We start from the raw sequence: 17,110 nt of genomic DNA, 5'->3' as shown, positions 1-17,110 counted from the left end.
CAAAAAATCCACCGGTTAAGTCCGCGATTCCTGAGGCAACTCGGTCGCCACCACAGCCCCCTCTTGCTGCGACCGCTTCGGCAGCAAAACCTGTTGTGGATAAGTCTGCGCGAAATGTACGGACTCAGTGTTATCCACAAGCTTTTTCAAGCGCTGGTTGAACGCCCGGCTCACCGCATACTGCCCACCCGAGACCGTGCGGAACTGTGCGGTCAACACCACGCCATTCAAATCCATCCTGTCCACACCAAACACATCCAGCGGCCCTTGCAGGTTGTACTTGAGGAAAGGGTCTTCGCGAATCGAATCACCGGTCTCGCGGATCAGCTCGATTGCCTTGTCCACGTCCGTGTCATAGGTGAACTGCACCGAGAAAAACGCAAAGGCAAACTGCCGCGATTGGTTGGTCACTGCTTTGATCTGGCCGAACGGCACCGAGTGCACAAACCCTTTGCCGTCGCGCAAACGCAGGGTGCGAATGGTCAGCCCTTCGACGGTGCCGGCATGCCCGGAATCAAGCACCACCCAATCGCCAATCGACAGCGTGTCTTCAATAATGATGAATAGCCCGGTAATCACGTCCTGCACCAGTTGTTGCGAGCCGAAACCGATGGCCAGCCCGACCACCCCGGCACCGGCCAGCAGTGGCGCAACGTTGATCCCCAGATTGGCCATGGTGGTGATCGCGCAAATCACCACGAGGATGATTTTGATCGCGTTGCGCAACAGCGGCAGGATGGTTTTCACCCGCGTACTCGGCTGGCGTGCCGCGCGTTTGCTGAGCGGCGGCTTCAGCGCTTCCTGAATCGCGGTGTCGAGCACCACCCACAGCAACCACGTGACCAGGAAGATCAGGCCTATGCTGCTCAGCGCGTTGCTGATGGCTCGTCCGACCGTGCTGCTCTGGGCAAAATCGAGCAGCGAAACGCCCCAGATCCGCCCGAGAATATCGATGAAGGCGATAGCGATGACGATCCGCAGCAATGCGTGCAACAGGCTGAGAAAACGTTCTTTGTAGGCACTGCTGCGCTGGATCGCTTCGGCTTTTCGTGACTTGAACAGGTGCTGCAGGATCGTGCTGAGGAACACCGTGCCGATCAGCAATACCGTGGTGAACAATGCGCAGCGCAGGGCCTTCTGATTGTCCTCGCCGATGCCGATCAGATTGACCGCCGAGACCAGCACCATCAACACAATCGGCCAATACCACAGTCCCGAGAAAATCCGCAGCGACTCCTGCAAAGAAGGTTGTTTCAGGCGCTGGCTCAACGGACGATTGCGGATCAGATGCGCCACCGGGCGGCGCAGGCGAATCACCAGCAGACCAAAAATCACCGAGGCGATCAGCCCAGTAAACACCGCGACGCTGCTGGTGATATTGCCGCCCAGTTGGCGGGCGATCTGCGGGCTGGTCAGCGCATCGCTGAGGGCGGCGAGGAAACCGATCAGGAACAGCGGTCGTGGGCAATAATCGCGGATGATCCGCGCCGCCGGACGTTTATGGCCGACGTTGAACATCACCACCACACACAACAACATCGAGGTGGAAAAAATGCCGCTGCTGGTCGCGTAAGCCAGACACAGCGCCAGCGCGCGTCCGACTGAAGCTTGCAGAAAATGGCTGACGTACAGGGTCAGCGGCAGGCAGATCAGCGCCGGTACGGTGTAGGGCAGCAGGTAACCGAGCAGGTCCTGACTGCGCTGGCGGGTGCGCAACCAGCGCCCTTGACGCAGACGCTTGGTCAACAGGCTGCCAAGCACGGTCAACAACGCGAAACTGCCCAGCCAGACGCCCGACAGCGTAAGAAAGTCCCCGGCAACGCTCCAGCCCGAGCGGTTCGACGGTTGGTTGACCAGTTTGTCGACTTCATCGGCGGCGCGATCGGCGCGCAGACGCCAGGCGTCGACCAGGTGTTCGTTGATATCGAGTTTGTCCTGCACATCGTCGATGCTCGAACTGATCGCGCCGAGCAGACCGCCCTGCACAATCGGTTCAGGTTTGTCCGCCTCTTCGGCGGTGGCCGGGACACCCGGCAATGCAGCGGCGTCGATTTCACTAGCGCCGAGAAACAACAGTGCTCCCAGCAGAATGGCGATCCTGAACTTGCCCAAAACTCCGATCTCCCGTGGCTGAACCTGTAAGGAACTGATCAAATTTTATGCGGCAAGTTCAAGAGCCCCCTCACCCTAGCCCTCTCCCAGAGGGAGAGGGAACAGACCGAGTTGTCTGCGAGAAGTACATCGACCTGAGTGTCCGGAGTCGAACTCCAACTTTGAAAACACTGAAGATCTGCTCCCTTCCCCCTCGCCCCCTCTGGGGGAGAGGGTTGGGGTGAGGGGGAGCGCTTTTGATCTTCGCCTTGGACGTGACCGTCCGTAACGCCATCGAAACTTTCGCGAACCGCCCGCAGTCATCAAAAGATACGGGCAACACGAGGACTTTTCGACGGAGGGCGGCATGGCAACGATTCACATCGGTATTTCCGGCTGGCGCTACGAACCGTGGCGCGGGGACTTCTACCCCAAGGGACTGGCGCAGAAACGCGAATTGCAGTTCGCTTCGCGGGCGGTCAACAGCATCGAAATCAATGGATCGTTCTACGCCCTGCAACGGCCCGAACGCTATGCGCAGTGGTACGCCGAGACGCCCGACGACTTTGTTTTCAGCGTCAAGGCGCCGCGCTTCATCACTCACATCCGCCGCTTGCGCGAGATCGAAAAACCTCTGGCGAACTTCTTTGCCTCCGGGGTGCTGGAACTCAAGGAAAAACTCGGGCCGATCCTTTGGCAATTCCCGCCGAACTTCAAATTCGAGCCTGAGCGTTTCGAACATTTCCTCGCGCTTCTGCCCCACGACACCGAAGCCGCCGCCACCCTCGCCCGGCAACATGATGCCCATCTGCACGGCCACGCGAGCATGAAAGCCTGGCGCAAAAAGCCGCTGCGCCATGCTGTGGAGATTCGCAACGAAAGCTTCATCGATCCGGAGTTCGTGCGCTTGTTGAAACGCTACAACACTGCACTGGTCATCGCCGACACCGCGAACAAATGGCCCTACCGCGAAGACCTCACCAGCGACTTTGTCTACCTGCGCCTGCACGGTGCCGAAGAACTTTACGCCAGCGGCTACACCGCGCCAGCCCTCAAGCGCTGGGCCGAACGGATCGACGCCTGGCACCACGGCCAGCAACCGAAAGACGCGCACTTGATCGCCCCACGCCTGAAACCGCGCGCACGCAAATCCCGTGAGGTGTTCTGCTATTTCGACAACGACATCAAAGTCCGCGCGCCCTATGACGCCCGCGAGTTGCTGCAGCGTTTCGAGCTGGATAAAAACCTCGCCACCGCTCCCGGTGAACCCGCTGGCGAAGGAGTGCTGCCATGAGCATTCCGGAACCGGTCGGTTTCACCGATGAAGGCTCGGTGGTCGCGCCGTCGGTGCGTACGTTCACCGTACTGACGGTCAATACCCACAAGGGTTTTACCGCCCTGAATCGGCGCTTCATCCTGCCGGAACTGCGCGAAGCGGTGCGCAGCGTCGCCGCCGACGTGGTGTTCCTGCAGGAAGTCCACGGCACCCACGAGCATCATCCCAAGCGCTACAGCAACTGGCCGACAATGCCGCAGTACGAGTTTCTCGCCGACAGCCTCTGGCCGCAGTTCGCCTATGGGCGCAACGCGGTGTATCCGGAGGGCGATCACGGCAACGCACTGCTGTCGAAATTCCAGATCATCCGCCACGACAACCTCGACGTGTCGATCAGCGGCCACGAGAACCGCGGCCTGTTGCATTGCGTGCTGCGCCTGCCCGGTGACGGCACCGAAGTGCATGCAATCTGCGTGCATCTGGGCCTGCGCGAAAGTCATCGCAACGCCCAACTGGATTTGCTTATGCAACGCTTGGCGGAGCTGCCTGACGACGCGCCGGTGATCGTCGCCGGCGACTTCAACGACTGGCGCCAGCGCGCCGATGCACAACTCAAGCCTTGCGGTCTGCGCGAAGTGTTCGCCGAGCACCAGGGCAAACCGGCGCGCAGTTTTCCGGCGCGCCTGCCGACGCTGCGGCTCGACCGTATCTATGTACGCAACCTCAAGGCCAGCCAACCGAAAGTCCTGGCCAACCGTCCCTGGTCGCACCTTTCCGACCATGTCCCGTTATCGGTGGAGATCGAATTATGAGCAGCGCGCCGCTGGAGAAATCCGCCGTGGAACCGATCGCCATCAACCCGCCGATACGCGAGCCCGGCCAGGTTGATGTCGAGTACCACTGGCAGGGCAACAACCATGTGCAATTGCTGGAAAACGGCGAGGAATATTTCCCCCGAGTATTCGAAGCGATGCGCGCGGCGAAGAGTGAAATCCTCCTTGAGACCTTTATCGTTTTCGAAGACAAGGTCGGTGCCGAGTTGCAGGAGATTCTGATCGACGCCGCCCGGCGCGGCGTGCGCACCACCGTCAGCCTCGACGGCTTTGGTTGCGGCGAATTGAGCACCGGTTATCTCGCCGCACTGAGCGAGGCCGGCGTGCATCTGCAAATCTTCGATCCGGCCCCGAAACACCTGGGCATCCGCACCAACTGGTTCCGCCGTTTGCACCGCAAGATCGTGGTGGTCGACGGTCTGATCGCGTTCATTGGCGGGATCAACTTTTCCGGCGATCACCTGGCCGATTTCGGCCCCGAAGCCAAGCAGGATTACTCGGTGGAAGTCCAGGGCCCGGTGGTCGCCGACATCCACCACTTTGCCCTGCTGCAAAGCGGTCGCCCCGGACGCGCACGCTTCTGGTGGCAACGCCGGCGCCAGCGTCGCGCAGAGATGGCCTTCGACGATCACGACGGTCAGGTGCGTCTGGTGTTCCGCGACAACGATCAACACAGCACCGATATCGAAGACATCTATTTACAGGCGCTGCGCCGCGCCAAGCGCCGAGTGGTGATTGCCAACGCCTACTTTTTTCCCGGTTACCGCTTGCTGCGGGAAATCCGTAATGCAGCACGTCGCGGGGTCGAGGTACGCCTGATTCTGCAGGGGCAACCGGACATGCTGGTAGCCAAACTGGCGGCGCGCATGACCTACGATTATTTGCTCAAGGCCGGGGTGCAGATCCACGAATACTGCCAGCGCCCGCTGCACGGCAAAGTCGCGTTGGTCGATGAAGAGTGGAGCACGGTCGGCTCAAGCAATCTCGACCCGCTGAGCCTCTCACTGAACCTGGAAGCCAACGTGCTGATTCGCGACCGCGCTTTCAATCAGCACCTGTACGAGCGCCTTGAAGACCTCAGCCAGAACCACTGCAAAGCCATGGACCCGAGCAAGTCGCCACGTGGGCGGATCTGGCACATGACGGTGGGCTTTCTGGTGTTTCACTTTTTGCGGCATTTCCCGGCAATGGCCGGTTGGTTGCCGGCGCACAAACCACGGCTCAAGCCATTTCGAGGGAACACGCCATGAGCCATTCCGACGTGCATTCGAGCAGCCATGCAGCGCCAGCGTCCCCGTCGAAATGGAGCCGCTGGAAACGTCCGCTGACGCTGCTGTTTTTCCTCGCGCTGATCGTCTTGCTGACGATGTTCGCCACGCGCATTGAATGGGCCGAAGTGTTGGAAACCCTCGCCGACTTCAAGGTGCGCACGCTGATGATTGCCGCCGGCCTGACCTTGCTGAGTTTTTTGACCTACGCCAGTTTCGACCTGATCGGCCGCACCTACATCCGGCAGGATCTGACCTGGAAGCAGATCCTGCCGGTGGGAATCATCAGCTACGCGTTCAACCTCAATCTCAGCGCCTGGGTCGGCGGGATTGCCATGCGCTATCGGCTGTATTCGCGCCTGGGCGTGAGCAAAGGCAACATCGCCAAGATTCTTGGTTTGAGCCTGGCGACCAACTGGTTCGGCTACATGACCATTGCCGGCGTGGTATTCAGCAGCGGGCTGGTGAGCATGCCGCCGGGCTGGAAAATCAGCAGTGCTGCGTTGCAAGGCATCGGTGTGTTGTTGCTGCTGGCCAGCGCCGGCTATCTTGCGGCGTGTCAGTTTTCCAGGCGCCGCGAGTGGTCGATTCGCGGGGTGGAAATCAATCTGCCCTCCTTGCGTATGGCAGTGTTGCAACTGCTGCTGGGCGCGCTGAACTGGTCGCTGATGGCCGCGGTTATTTTCACTTTGCTGCCGAGCAAACTGGATTATCCGTTGGTGCTGGGGGTGTTGCTGATCAGCGCAATTGCCGGGGTCATCACGCATATTCCGGCGGGGCTTGGGGTGCTGGAGGCGGTGTTTGTCGCGCTGCTGCAACACGAGGCTTCGCGCGGCAGTCTGGTGGCGGGGTTGCTGGCGTATCGGGCGATTTATTTTCTGTTGCCGTTGTTGATTACGGTGGTGATGTATCTGGTGGTTGAGGCCAAGGCCAAGGCGTTGCGGATCGAGAAGAAACCCAGACATTAGAATCAAGAACAAAAGATCGCAGCCTTCGGCAGCTCCTACACTTGGAATGTATTCTCCCTGTAGGAGCTGCCGAAGGCTGCGATCTTTTGATCTTCAGGATTGAATAATGCTCAACCGTTCACCCACGACCATCTCGGTGATCCAGTCCACCAGAATCGAGGTGTAAGCCTGCTGCGAAACCGGTTCGCTCAGCGCGTGATCGGCGCCGTCGATAATCCTGTGCGTCAATGAATGCGTCTGCTGGCACGCGGCGCGGTAACTCATGATCGTCGCATGGGGCACGTAATCGTCGGTTTCCGATTCCACCAGCAACACATCCCCGGTGAATTGCGAACACGCATGCAGCGCCCGATTGGTGTCGGCGCGGATCAGCGTATTGCGATAGTCACGCAGGTCCGCCTTGTCCAGATCACGCTTGGGCGTGTGCCATTGATCGTCGCGATACAGCGCTGGCACGCGCAACGCCAGCCAGCGCACCGGGCGCAGCGAGGTCAGGATCGAAGCCAGGTAACCGCCGTAACTGGTGCCGACCACCGCGATCGCCGAGGTGTCGAGCGCCGGATGCGCAAGGAGGCGATCATAGGCCGCGAGCAAGTCTCGCAGATTGTCTTCGCGAGTCACGCGGGTCAGCGGTATTCCGGTGCCACCGGTATGCCCGCGCAAGTCAAAGGTCAGACACACACAACCGAGACCGGCGATGCCCTTGGCGCGCTCAAGATCGCGCTCCTGACTACCGCCCCAACCGTGGACAAACAACACCCCCGGCACTTTCGATTTGGGACTGAGAAACGTCCCGCTCATCTGCTCATCATCAATGTCGATTTGAATGCTTTCGCTTCTAGCCGTCATAAGATTTGACCGTTACGTATTTGAGAAGAAATTCACTGTTTTCAGCCGGGCCACGGTAGACCTCGATGGCGTCCGCCGGCAGCGGCTGATCGATATAGGTTTCCACCGATGAGACGCGGATCGCGCGCATCCCCGGATCGTTGACGAAGCTTTGCAGCGCCGCCACTTCGGCGCTGCTGGCGCCGCCCATGCGCCAGGATTGTTCGAGCACGCCGCTGCGGGATTTGCCATTACTGTCCAGGCCTTGGGCGATGTCGTAATTGCGCCGCGAAGCGTAAAAACTCGGATAGGCTTCATCCGCCGCACTGTCGAATACCTGTGCCTGCTCGATGGCCAGGCGCACATCGTCAGGCAACTCCAGCGCCAGCAGTTCCTCGTAACCACCCTGCACCACCAGCAAGTTCGAGCCACCGTAGACGTCTTCGCCGTGAGCATCCTTGGTCAAGTATTGATCGCCGCAGTAACTCAGCACCTTGCCGCCGATGAATGACTGGCCGACGCTGTGGGTGAAGACCTTGCTCAAGTCCTGCTCCAGCACCACGCCCTCGCTGAATTGTTTATCGATGCCGGGGCGGGCAAGGATTTCATCGAAGGCGTCGAGGCTTTTGATCACTTCCTGACCGCGACCGGCACAGGCGTGCACTGGCTTCATGCGTATCGGGCCGCTGTACAGCAGATGCTCGGCGGCGGGGCGCGCATCTTCCAGGGCAAACACGCTGAGACCATCCAGCACCACATTGCGCACGCGCTCGGAAAACAACGGCGACCAGCCTTGCGGCGCATGAGCCAGATGACTGCGCAGGCCGTGGCTGATGGCTTTGGTGCAGATGAAGTCGTGCTCGACAAAACCGCCCCACAGATCACCCGGGCCGTTGATGCCGAGTTCATGCGCGCGGGCGGCTCCGACAATGGTTTGCGTCGGCAGCAGATACAGATCACGGCCACGATGTTTGTCCGGATCGTAACTGCCGCCGAATTTGCATCCGAGAATCTGCGCCAGCCAGCGCGCCAGAGCCTTGTTGGTCTGCACTTCATGCTGTGGCGCGTGAGTGCGCACTGAGTGGGCGACGATCAGTTTTTTGCGGAGTGTCGGGGTCATGCGGTCCCCTTTAATCGGTTTGATGACTGTAGCGATGAGCGGTGCAGAGATCAGGCCAACGGTCGCTTTACGAAAATCCTAGCCCAATCAGAAGCTTGCCAGAAACGTGCTGGCACCACGCCTGTTTCAATCTGCACGAACGCGCGCAAAACTCCGGTAAATTGCACGATCTATCGTCCTATGGAGTTCAATGTGGGAGCGAGCCTGCTCGCGAAGGCGTCGTGTCGACCGACATCAAACATGCTGACCCACCGCTTTCGCGAGCAGGCTCGCTCCCACATTAGGCATTCGAAATTTTCGAAAACGGGCTCACACCAAACCGCGTCCGATAATCACTCGGCGCCAGCCCGGTGATCTTCTTGAAGATCGCGCGAAACGCGCCCGGATCCTGATAGCCCACCGTCCACGCAATGTGATCAATCGTGCCATTGCTGAATTCGAGCATTTCCCGTGCCTTGCCCACCCGCAGATGCTGGCAGTATTCGGTCGGTTTCAACCCGGTCGCCGCACGGAACCGGCGCAGAAAGGTGCGTTCCTCCAACCCGGCCCGCTGCGCCATCGCCGTCAGCGAAACATCGGTCGCGCCGGTGCTTTGCAACCAGTGCTGAACCTTGAGAATCGCCGCATCGCCATGACCGAGAATCGGCGCGAAGTTACTCCCGCACTCACTGGCGCTGTCACTGTGCTCTATCACCAGAAATCGCGCGGTGCCGGTGGCAATGCTCGGCCCGAGCAACCTGTCGACCAGGCGTAATCCCAGTTCCGACCAAGCCATCAATCCGGCCGTCGTGATCAAATCGCCGTCGTCGACAATCGGGGTATCAGCCTTGAGCTTGATCTTTGGGTAACGCTCGGCAAAGGCCTTGGCCGACGTCCAGTGAGTGGTCGCGCTGCGACCGTCGAGCAGACCGCTTTCAGCCAACAGCAGCGAGCCTACACAGACCCCGCCCAGCGTCGCACCGCTGGCATGCTGGTCGCGTAACCATTGCATCAGGCTGGCCGGCGCTTGCCCCGTTGAGAACCCTGCGATCGATGGCGGAATCAGCACTGCCAGTAAAGCGCCGTCGTCCCCCGCGAGACTGTTGTAAATCCGCGTCGGTGGCTGATCACCTTCGACCTGCCAATGACTCACCCGCAGCAACGGCAACTGCGCCGCCTGATGTTCGCCGGCAATCCGGTTGGCCACCGCAAACAGATCGGTCAGACCATGCACCGCTGCCATCTGCGCACCGGGATAGATCAGCACGCCCAGCTCAGCGATGGCGGCCCTTTCTGCGCCCATTGTCAGTTTTCCCCTGTCTATTGTCGGTGCGGCCAATCCTCGAATCGCTGCTCAGCGCCAATACTGCAGCCACTTCCAGCCAATACATCGAGGACACACCCATGGCCAAGCAAGCGCTCATCGTAGTCGATATCCAGAACGACTACTTCCCCCAAGGCAAGTGGCCGCTGGCCGGTGCCGACGCCGCAGCCGACAACGCCGCCCGGCTGATTGCCGCGTTCCGCCAGGCCGGCGATTCGGTCGTGCACATTCGCCACGAATTCACCTCAGCGGACGCGCCGTTTTTCACCCCGGGATCGGACGGCGCCAAACTGCATCCGAAAGTGCTCAACCGCGCCGATGAACCAGTGGTGCTCAAGCACTTCGTCAACTCGTTCCGCGAAACCGAACTGCAAGCGATCCTTGACGAACAAGGCATCAAGGAACTGGTGGTGGTCGGCAGCATGAGCCACATGTGTGTTGACGGCATTACCCGTGCGGCGGCGGATCTGGGTTATACCGTCACGGTGATTCATGATGCCTGCGCCAGCCGTGACCTGGAGTTCAATGGCCTGACGGTGCCGGCCGCCCATGTCCACGCTGCGTTCATGTCAGCGCTGGGTTTCGCCTACGCCAGCGTGGTGTCCACGGACGAATTTCTCGCTGCCAAACGCTGAGTCACATTCTGCAGAACACCAGGCCCGCCTCGCTGCGGGCCTTTTTTCGTCTGTCATGAAAATCTCACGCGTGAGCCATTGATGGCACTTTGAATTGGTTGTAGTGTGGCTCACGCGTGAGATGTTCATAACCGAGCCATTGCCATGAAAAGCCGTTCCCCCACCGCGAAGTCAGAGAGCCCCAAGGGAGAGCGTGCGAAAGCGTCCACGAAAAAACCGTCGAGCTTCTATATGAAGCAGATGCGCGCGGGCCTCGCGGCGGCCGGTTATGTGAAACACGAAACTTGGGTGCTTCCCGAAAACCGAAGCTTGCTCAAGCAAATGGAGCAACAGCTACGCCAACCGATTCTGGCTGGCTCTTTCATGTCGGAGAATTACATGAGCGCAGGCAACAACTGGACCATCGATAGCCTCTTCAACGCCCTCAAGGCCCTGGACGAGGTGGCTTCGCAAGAGATCACGCTGTCGCTGATCCAGAGCTCCGAACCCAGCATCAAGCTGGAAATGAACGAATTCGGCGGTCTGCCGATTCACATCGCCCTGGCCGGCCAGCAGATCATCGTCGACACCGTACTGGTGGACATCGACTCGATCACTGACGTGCGCGCCTTCAACGATGCCGTGCTGCGCAGCCGGGAAATGTTCCCGCTGTCGTCGATCGGGATCGAGTCGATGCCGAACGGGCAGACCGTTTACAACATGTTTGGCGCCCTCAGCGCCGACTCGAGCCTGACCAACGTCGTCACCGAGGTGAAAACCCTGGTCGACAACGTGCAGCGCGCGAGCGAAGCCTTCGAACACTTCTTCAAGTAATCAACAGGGAATATCCAATGACTCAGTCCATCTGGAGCAAGTTGTTCACCGCACTGCGCGGCGGCGCCAATGAAGTCGGCGAAGCGATCGCTGACCAACAGGCCCTGCGCATTCTTGATCAGGAAATCCGCGATGCCGACAGCGCGCTGTCGAATGCTCGCCGCGAGCTGGTCACCATCATGGCCAAACACAAACTGGCCGCCGACCGCGTAAGCGAGTACGACGCCAAGATCAAGGATCTGGAAGCCAAAGCCGTCTCGGCACTGAATGCCGGCCGTGAAGACCTGGCACTGGAAGTGGCCGAAGCGATTTCGACCCTGACCAACGAGCTGGATGTTGAGAAAAAGCAGAGCGATGAGTTCGGCACTTACGCCGAAAACATGCGCAAAGACATCAGCAAGGCGGAGTCGCGCATCAAGAGCCTGCGCCAGCAAGTGGACATGGCCAAGGCCCGTGAAAGCGTGCAGAAAGCCCAGGTAAGCGCCTCCATCGCCAGCGGCGGCGCCAATGGCAAACTGGAAACCGCCGTTGGTACGCTGAACCGTCTGCAAGCCAAGCAGCAACAGCGCGCGGCTGAACTCAGCGCTGCGGACGAGCTGGCTGACGCCTCGACCGGCAACGATCTGGAACGCAAACTGCGCGACGCCGGCATCACGCCGAACGAAGGCAGCGCCAATGCGATTCTTGAGCGCCTGAAGCAAAAGTCCTCGCAGTAACGCAGGGCAAAAAATCTGTGGGAGCGAGCCTGCTCGCGAAAGCGTCGTATCAGTCGACATCAATATTGACTGGTATGCCCTCTTCGCGAGCAGGCTCGCTCCCACACGGTTTGCGGCGTAAAAATCCTTCTGCTCGTTCACCGGTTCGCCCGGTACACTAGCGACGCTTTTTCGCCGACGAACACTTCCACCCGCTTCAAGGAACGTACCCATGGGATGGTTTAAAGACTTGCTGGGCACCAGCAACTGGCAGACCGCTGCGCCAACACCGACCGTTGCCAGTGGCCCACTCGGTCTGGCCCAAGGCAAGGCTGTCAGGTTCGATACGACCCTGGCGCTGTTGCTCGACGGTTCGACCACGGTGCGCGTGCCCTTCGATCAGGCGATCTGGAGCCACGGCTGGGTCGACCTCGGCCAGTCCAACAAACTGCACCGCTATTACATGAACGACGAGGATTTCTGGCTACAGATCCACGTCACCGGTGAAGATCAGATCGAATCGGTCACGCTGTTCAATTACCTCAGCTACGTAACGGTCAACAGTGACGCCGAACTGCAGCGTCTGGCTGGCCCCAACAGTCAGATCGGCCTGCCCGCCTACAGCCACGACGGCGTCGAATACACCCGCGAGTGGGGCACTGAACAAGGCCAGACCGAACTGGTGCCGATGACCGAACAAGTGGTCAATCCGGACGAAAGCTACACCATCGAACACCACTCCATGCTTTATGCGCGCGAGACCGGCCTGACCGATCGCCGCGAATTGCTGCTGTTCTCCGTCGAACAGGACGAAGAAGGCACCGTCAGCCTGAGCACCTCGCTGGGCATTTCGCTGTACACGACAGATCTGAGCACCATTTAAAAAAGGAAGTTTTTCATGCTGGAAGTGCTAGCCGTTTCCCTGAACAAAACCGCCCTGGTCGGTTTCGTCGTCTACCTGATCGGCGCCGTGCTGCTGTTCATGCTGTTTCAATTCGTCTACACGCGCATCACGCCGCACAAGGAGTTCGAGCTGATCCGCTCCGGCAACGTCGCCGCCGCCATCGCCCTGTCGGGCGCGATCATCGGCTTCGCGATTCCGGCCAGTAACGTGATTGCGTTTTCGGTCAACGTCCTCGACTTCGTGCTCTGGGCGGTGATTGCCGCCGTCGTGCAACTGCTGGCATTCCTCGCCACGGGCCTGGTGCTCAAAGGTACGTCCCAGCGCATCGCCAACGGTGAAGTGGCTTCCGGCATTTATGTCGCGGCGGTCGCGATCAGCGTCGGCATGCTCAACGCCGCGTGCATGACACCGTCCAACTGATCGGCAGGAAGCCTTCGATGAAACGCAGCAAATACGTTCAGTTGTCCCTTGCCGCTTCGGTGGCCATGGCTATCTCCGGCCAGGCGACAGCCGCGGATCAACCGCGCAATTTCCAGAATGTGGAACAGTGTGTCGACGCCGAAGTGGCTGCCGATGTCTGCTCCAATGCTTACGTCGCCGCCCTGACCGAGCACCGGCGCATCGCGCCAGCGTACGACAACAAGGCCAAATGCGACGCGGACTTTGCCGCTGACTGGTGCCAGAAGAACTCCGATGGCCGCTTCGTGCCGAAACTCGGCGGCTTCAAAGTGCCTGCGAGCGGTGAACCGGCACAGAACCTCGACGCCATCGCCGATGCACAAATGCCCGCCGGTAATCCAGCGGCGCAGAATGTACAAAGCACTTCGCACGTCTCCAGCGGCGGTAGCGGTGGCGGCAACGGCTGGCTGACCGGTTGGCTGATCGGCAACGCGATGAGCAACAACGCCGAACGCACGGTTTACCGCGATCGCGAAACGCGCCAGCCGTACAACACCTCGACGCAGTACCGCAGAGCCGAAACCACGACGCGCAGCCAAACGGATTACGAAAGCAGCAAAAGCAAACCGGTCAACGTGGCTTCTTCGACCTCACGCGGCGGCTTCGGCAGCCAGTCCAGTGCCCGTAGTGGCTGGGGTGGTTGGGGCAGCAGTTCCGGTCGTTCGAGCAGCTGACGATGAAGAAGATCCTCTGCGCCGAGCGGCCTGACTGGAAACAGACTGCCGAAAGCCTTGGCTTCATGTTCCACACCATCGATGACGAGCCGTACTGGGACGAAAGCGCGTACTACCAGTTCACGCTCGCGCAAATCGAAAACGATCTGGAGGACCCGACCACCGAACTGCACGAAATGTGCATGGACCTGGTCGACCGCGTGGTGCACAGCGAAGAACTGCTGGATCGCCTGAGCATCCCGGCGCCGTACTACGACATGATCCGCACCTCCTGGCTGCAAGGTCATCCGCATCTGTACGGGCGCATGGACTTTTCCTACAGCGGCAACGGCCCGGCGAAACTGCTGGAGCTCAACTACGACACGCCGACCAGTCTTTACGAAGCGGCGGCGTTCCAGTGGGGCTGGCTGGAACAATGCATCGAGCGCGGCACACTGCCGCGCCATGCTGACCAGTTCAACAGCATTGATACCAAACTGCATCAGGCCTTCGCCGAGTTACAGCTGAAGCGACCGTTCTACTTCGCCTCGATGAAAGACTCGGTCGAAGACAAGGGCACCACGGATTACCTTCGCCTGATCGCCGAGAAGGTCGGCATCGAATCGCGGCACATCGATATCGAAGACATTGGCTTGACCGCTGAAGGTCGATTTGTCGACCTGGAAGATCGCTGGATCCCGCACCTGTTCAAACTGCATGCCTGGGAGTTCATCTTCCACGAGCCGTTCGGCGCGGCGATTGCCGAGTGCGATACGCAGTTTTTCGAACCGGCGTGGAAGGCGATTCTGTCGAACAAGGGGGCACTGCCGTTGCTGTGGGAACTGCACAAAGGTCATCCGAATCTGCTGGCGACGCATCTCGACCCGAACCCGGCCGGCACGGTACCCAAGGGCTGGGTGCGCAAGCCGTACTTTTCCCGCGAGGGCGCCAACATTGAACTGCAAACGGTAGAAGGGCTGATCGTCAAAGAGGATGGGCCCTACACAGATGCGCCATTTATCCTGCAGGAATTCGCGCCGTTGCCGAAGTTTGGCGATAGCTACACGCTGATTGGCTCTTGGGTGATTGGCGATCAGGCTGCGGGGATTGGAGTGCGGGAGGACAACAGTTTGATCACCAAAGACTCCAGCCGCTTCCTGCCGCACCTGATCCTCAACTAAACCACAAATCCCCATGTGGGAACTGGGATAACCGCAGACGAAACAAATCCCACAAAAAAGGCCCGTCGCTTCAAGCGACGGGCCTTTTTATTTGCAGCGGTTACAGCAGCGAATCAGAACGGAATATCGTCATCAAAGCTGTCGAAATCCGGAGCCGGTTGCGGTGCGGCCTGCTGTGGAGCCGGGGCCGAACGCTGTTGCGGAGCCGACTGCTGCGGGCGCGGAGCCTGCTGGCGTGGAGCCGGGGCCGACTGCTGGTAGTTGTTGCCACCGCCTTGTTGGTCGCCCTGTTGTGGACGGCCGCCGAGCAGTTGCATGGTGCCTTGCATGTCGACCACGATTTCGGTGGTGTAACGCTTGATACCGTCTTTTTCCCACTCACGGGTCTGCAGCTTGCCTTCGATGTAGACCTGCGAACCTTTACGCAGGTATTCGCCGGCGATTTCGGCAACCTTGCCGAACATCGAAACGCGGTGCCACTCGGTCTTCTCGACCTTCTGACCGGTTTGCTTGTCGGTCCATTGTTCGCTGGTGGCCAGACTCAGGTTGGTCACGGCGTTACCGTTAGGCAGGTAGCGAACTTCGGGATCCTGGCCGCAAGTGCCGACCAATATGACTTTGTTAACCCCACGGGCCATAACGTTCTCCTAGGCTTCGCAAGCAGCCCCGGCCGGGTTGTTCACCAGGCGTTCGAGGGTGTCGCGATCCACTAATTCTTTGTCCAGTTTGATGTAAACAGCCGCTTCATCAGCGACTATCACTGCATCGGTTACCCCTACGAGGGCCTTGAGGCGCTCGACCAGACCCGCTTCGCGGATCGCCTCGGGCGACAACGGCAAGCGCAGACTCGTCACGTAGGGAGGTTCACGCATGGTAACAGCAAAGGCCAGCCAGATGGCAGCCAGCCCGGCACATCCAAGGAACACAACCGACAGACCGCCATGCTGAAACAGCCAGCCGCCGAGTATCCCGCCAAGTGCCGAACCGAGGAACTGGCTGGTGGAATACACGCCCATGGCCGTGCCCTTCCCGCCCGCCGGTGAAACCTTGCTGATCAGCGACGGCAATGAAGCCTCCAGCAGATTGAATGCGGTGAAGAACACCACCGTACCGATCACCAGAGCCCGCAGGCTGTCACCGAACTGCCAGAAGAATAGCTCAGTGAGCATCAGCGTCATGACGGCGCCGAGCAAAACTCGTTTCATTTTGCGTTTCTTCTCGCCATAGATGATGAACGGGATCATGGCGAAGAACGAAATCAGCAGCGCTGTGAGATAGACCCACCAGTGCTGTTCCTTGGGCAAACCGGCTTTTTCCACCAGCGCCAGAGGCAGTGCGACGAAGCTCGACATCAGCATCGCATGCAACACAAAGATACCTAAATCCAGGCGCAGCAAGTCTGGATGCTTGAGCGTCGGCATCAACGCCTGACGCGCCACGCCGGATTCACGATGCTGCAACGGCCCGGTGGAACGCGGCACCATGAACATGATGATGGCGATACCGACCAGTGCCATGGCACCGGTGGCGAGGAACAGTCCGGACAGGCCGAAAGCGCGGGTCAACAGCGGCCCGACAACCATGGCCACCGCAAACGACAAACCGATGGTCATGCCGATCATCGCCATTGCTTTGGTCCGGTGTTGTTCGCGGGTCAGGTCGGAAAGCAGCGCCATGACTGCAGCGGAAATAGCCCCGGCGCCCTGCAGGATCCGCCCGGCGATCACGCCCCAGATCGAGTCGGCCTGAGACGCCAGCACGCTGCCGAGGGCAAATACGATCAGCCCGAGGTAAATCACCGGACGACGGCCAATGCGGTCGGAAATGATCCCGAAAGGAATCTGGAAAATCGCCTGGGTCAGACCGTAAGCGCCGATAGCCAAGCCGATCAGGGCCGGGGTCGCGCCAGCCAGGTCCATGCCGTAGGTCGCCAGTACCGGCAACACCATGAACATGCCAAGCATACGGAAGGCGAACACTAGGGCCAGACCGCTCGCTGCGCGAGTCTCGCTGCCACTCATGCGTTCGCTGTGGGGATCGTGCATGGAAAAACCTCGTGTGAACCGGCGGCGATTCTACCAGT

Annotated in this window: 17 protein-coding genes; 11 read left to right on the top strand and 6 right to left on the bottom strand. The window is 59.8% G+C overall.

Annotated features, from left to right (window positions below):
• Positions 1–15: 15 nt before the first annotated feature.
• Positions 16–2,112, bottom strand: coding sequence for a mechanosensitive ion channel family protein (locus tag QZR14_RS07615; RefSeq protein WP_311996245.1), 2,097 nt, complete (start codon positions 2,110–2,112; stop codon positions 16–18).
• A gap of 346 nt (positions 2,113–2,458) precedes the next feature.
• On the opposite strand from QZR14_RS07615, the gene QZR14_RS07610 reads away from it, so the two are divergent.
• Genes QZR14_RS07610 through QZR14_RS07595 form a run of 4 tightly spaced genes read left to right on the top strand, consistent with a single transcriptional unit; the run spans position 2,459 to position 6,436 of the window.
• Positions 2,459–3,385: a DUF72 domain-containing protein gene (locus QZR14_RS07610; RefSeq protein WP_250608173.1), complete on the top strand. Its 927-nt coding sequence runs from the start codon at positions 2,459–2,461 to the stop codon at positions 3,383–3,385.
• Positions 3,382–4,179, top strand: a complete 798-nt coding sequence (locus QZR14_RS07605; RefSeq protein ID WP_250608175.1) for an endonuclease/exonuclease/phosphatase family protein — start codon at positions 3,382–3,384, stop codon at positions 4,177–4,179. The genes QZR14_RS07610 and QZR14_RS07605 overlap by 4 nt, the downstream gene beginning before the upstream one ends.
• Positions 4,176–5,450, top strand: a complete 1,275-nt coding sequence (gene clsB, locus QZR14_RS07600; RefSeq protein ID WP_311996244.1) for a cardiolipin synthase ClsB — start codon at positions 4,176–4,178, stop codon at positions 5,448–5,450. The genes QZR14_RS07605 and clsB overlap by 4 nt, the downstream gene beginning before the upstream one ends.
• A complete protein-coding gene (locus QZR14_RS07595) occupies positions 5,447–6,436 on the top strand; it encodes a lysylphosphatidylglycerol synthase domain-containing protein (RefSeq protein ID WP_311996243.1) in 990 nt (329 codons plus the stop codon). Before clsB ends, QZR14_RS07595 begins: the two co-directional genes overlap by 4 nt.
• A gap of 93 nt (positions 6,437–6,529) precedes the next feature.
• Here QZR14_RS07595 and QZR14_RS07590 read toward each other — a convergent pair whose 3' ends face one another.
• From QZR14_RS07590 to QZR14_RS07580, 3 genes are all read right to left on the bottom strand, one after another.
• Positions 6,530–7,285 (bottom strand): alpha/beta hydrolase family protein, encoded by a 756-nt coding sequence (locus QZR14_RS07590; RefSeq protein WP_123448302.1) that lies wholly within the window; start codon positions 7,283–7,285, stop codon positions 6,530–6,532.
• Positions 7,275–8,384: a DUF3182 family protein gene (locus tag QZR14_RS07585; RefSeq protein ID WP_311996242.1), complete on the bottom strand. Its 1,110-nt coding sequence runs from the start codon at positions 8,382–8,384 to the stop codon at positions 7,275–7,277. Before QZR14_RS07585 ends, QZR14_RS07590 begins: the two co-directional genes overlap by 11 nt.
• Before the next feature lie 280 nt (positions 8,385–8,664).
• On the bottom strand, positions 8,665–9,666 hold the full coding sequence (locus tag QZR14_RS07580; RefSeq protein ID WP_311996241.1) for a GlxA family transcriptional regulator: 1,002 nt from the start codon (positions 9,664–9,666) through the stop codon (positions 8,665–8,667).
• Between the two features lie 101 nt (positions 9,667–9,767).
• Between QZR14_RS07580 and QZR14_RS07575 the strand changes: the two genes are divergently transcribed.
• The 7 genes from QZR14_RS07575 to QZR14_RS07545 all read left to right on the top strand — a co-directional run bounded on the left by QZR14_RS07575 (position 9,768) and on the right by QZR14_RS07545 (position 15,027).
• A complete protein-coding gene (locus tag QZR14_RS07575) occupies positions 9,768–10,322 on the top strand; it encodes a cysteine hydrolase family protein (RefSeq protein WP_250608187.1) in 555 nt (184 codons plus the stop codon).
• 144 nt (positions 10,323–10,466) lie between these two features.
• The gene (locus tag QZR14_RS07570) at positions 10,467–11,135 is read left to right on the top strand and encodes a YjfI family protein (protein ID WP_250608189.1); all 669 of its coding nucleotides are present in this window, start codon (positions 10,467–10,469) and stop codon (positions 11,133–11,135) included.
• Between the two features lie 17 nt (positions 11,136–11,152).
• Positions 11,153–11,851: a PspA/IM30 family protein gene (locus tag QZR14_RS07565; protein WP_016983574.1), complete on the top strand. Its 699-nt coding sequence runs from the start codon at positions 11,153–11,155 to the stop codon at positions 11,849–11,851.
• Between the two features lie 211 nt (positions 11,852–12,062).
• Entirely contained in the window at positions 12,063–12,713 is a 651-nt protein-coding gene (locus tag QZR14_RS07560) for a DUF2491 family protein (protein WP_250608191.1), read from the top strand.
• Between the two features lie 15 nt (positions 12,714–12,728).
• Entirely contained in the window at positions 12,729–13,154 is a 426-nt protein-coding gene (locus QZR14_RS07555; protein WP_007917221.1) for a DUF350 domain-containing protein, read from the top strand.
• 17 nt (positions 13,155–13,171) lie between these two features.
• Positions 13,172–13,867: a DUF1190 domain-containing protein gene (locus QZR14_RS07550; RefSeq protein ID WP_311996240.1), complete on the top strand. Its 696-nt coding sequence runs from the start codon at positions 13,172–13,174 to the stop codon at positions 13,865–13,867.
• A gap of 2 nt (positions 13,868–13,869) precedes the next feature.
• On the top strand, positions 13,870–15,027 hold the full coding sequence (locus QZR14_RS07545) for a glutathionylspermidine synthase family protein (protein WP_311996239.1): 1,158 nt from the start codon (positions 13,870–13,872) through the stop codon (positions 15,025–15,027).
• Positions 15,028–15,140: 113 nt separating this feature from the next.
• Here the strand turns inward: QZR14_RS07545 and QZR14_RS07540 are convergent, their stop codons facing one another.
• Together QZR14_RS07540 and QZR14_RS07535 are read right to left on the bottom strand one after the other, a co-directional pair.
• Positions 15,141–15,665, bottom strand: coding sequence for a single-stranded DNA-binding protein (locus QZR14_RS07540; protein WP_008081898.1), 525 nt, complete (start codon positions 15,663–15,665; stop codon positions 15,141–15,143).
• A 9-nt stretch (positions 15,666–15,674) separates the two neighbouring features.
• Entirely contained in the window at positions 15,675–17,072 is a 1,398-nt protein-coding gene (locus tag QZR14_RS07535; RefSeq protein WP_093434412.1) for an MFS transporter, read from the bottom strand.
• Positions 17,073–17,110: the final 38 nt, after the last annotated feature.

Origin of the sequence: Pseudomonas sp. rhizo66 (assembly GCF_031931925.1) — a bacterium.
In the GTDB taxonomy this organism is placed as follows: domain Bacteria; phylum Pseudomonadota; class Gammaproteobacteria; order Pseudomonadales; family Pseudomonadaceae; genus Aquipseudomonas.
The sequence above is the reverse complement of the archived record's forward strand: the minus strand, read 5'-3'. Positions and strand labels throughout refer to the sequence as shown.

Coding starts and splice junctions, on each gene's coding strand:
- QZR14_RS07585 (WP_311996242.1), bottom strand. CDS start 8,384: ATGACCCCGACACTCCGCAAAAAACTGATCGTCGCCCACTCAGTGCGC.
- QZR14_RS07555 (WP_007917221.1), top strand. CDS start 12,729: ATGCTGGAAGTGCTAGCCGTTTCCCTGAACAAAACCGCCCTGGTCGGT.
- QZR14_RS07550 (WP_311996240.1), top strand. CDS start 13,172: ATGAAACGCAGCAAATACGTTCAGTTGTCCCTTGCCGCTTCGGTGGCC.
- QZR14_RS07540 (WP_008081898.1), bottom strand. CDS start 15,665: ATGGCCCGTGGGGTTAACAAAGTCATATTGGTCGGCACTTGCGGCCAG.
- clsB (WP_311996244.1), top strand. CDS start 4,176: ATGAGCAGCGCGCCGCTGGAGAAATCCGCCGTGGAACCGATCGCCATC.
- QZR14_RS07545 (WP_311996239.1), top strand. CDS start 13,870: ATGAAGAAGATCCTCTGCGCCGAGCGGCCTGACTGGAAACAGACTGCC.
- QZR14_RS07575 (WP_250608187.1), top strand. CDS start 9,768: ATGGCCAAGCAAGCGCTCATCGTAGTCGATATCCAGAACGACTACTTC.
- QZR14_RS07590 (WP_123448302.1), bottom strand. CDS start 7,285: ATGACGGCTAGAAGCGAAAGCATTCAAATCGACATTGATGATGAGCAG.
- QZR14_RS07605 (WP_250608175.1), top strand. CDS start 3,382: ATGAGCATTCCGGAACCGGTCGGTTTCACCGATGAAGGCTCGGTGGTC.
- QZR14_RS07595 (WP_311996243.1), top strand. CDS start 5,447: ATGAGCCATTCCGACGTGCATTCGAGCAGCCATGCAGCGCCAGCGTCC.
- QZR14_RS07565 (WP_016983574.1), top strand. CDS start 11,153: ATGACTCAGTCCATCTGGAGCAAGTTGTTCACCGCACTGCGCGGCGGC.
- QZR14_RS07570 (WP_250608189.1), top strand. CDS start 10,467: ATGAAAAGCCGTTCCCCCACCGCGAAGTCAGAGAGCCCCAAGGGAGAG.
- QZR14_RS07535 (WP_093434412.1), bottom strand. CDS start 17,072: ATGCACGATCCCCACAGCGAACGCATGAGTGGCAGCGAGACTCGCGCA.
- QZR14_RS07580 (WP_311996241.1), bottom strand. CDS start 9,666: ATGGGCGCAGAAAGGGCCGCCATCGCTGAGCTGGGCGTGCTGATCTAT.
- QZR14_RS07610 (WP_250608173.1), top strand. CDS start 2,459: ATGGCAACGATTCACATCGGTATTTCCGGCTGGCGCTACGAACCGTGG.
- QZR14_RS07560 (WP_250608191.1), top strand. CDS start 12,063: ATGGGATGGTTTAAAGACTTGCTGGGCACCAGCAACTGGCAGACCGCT.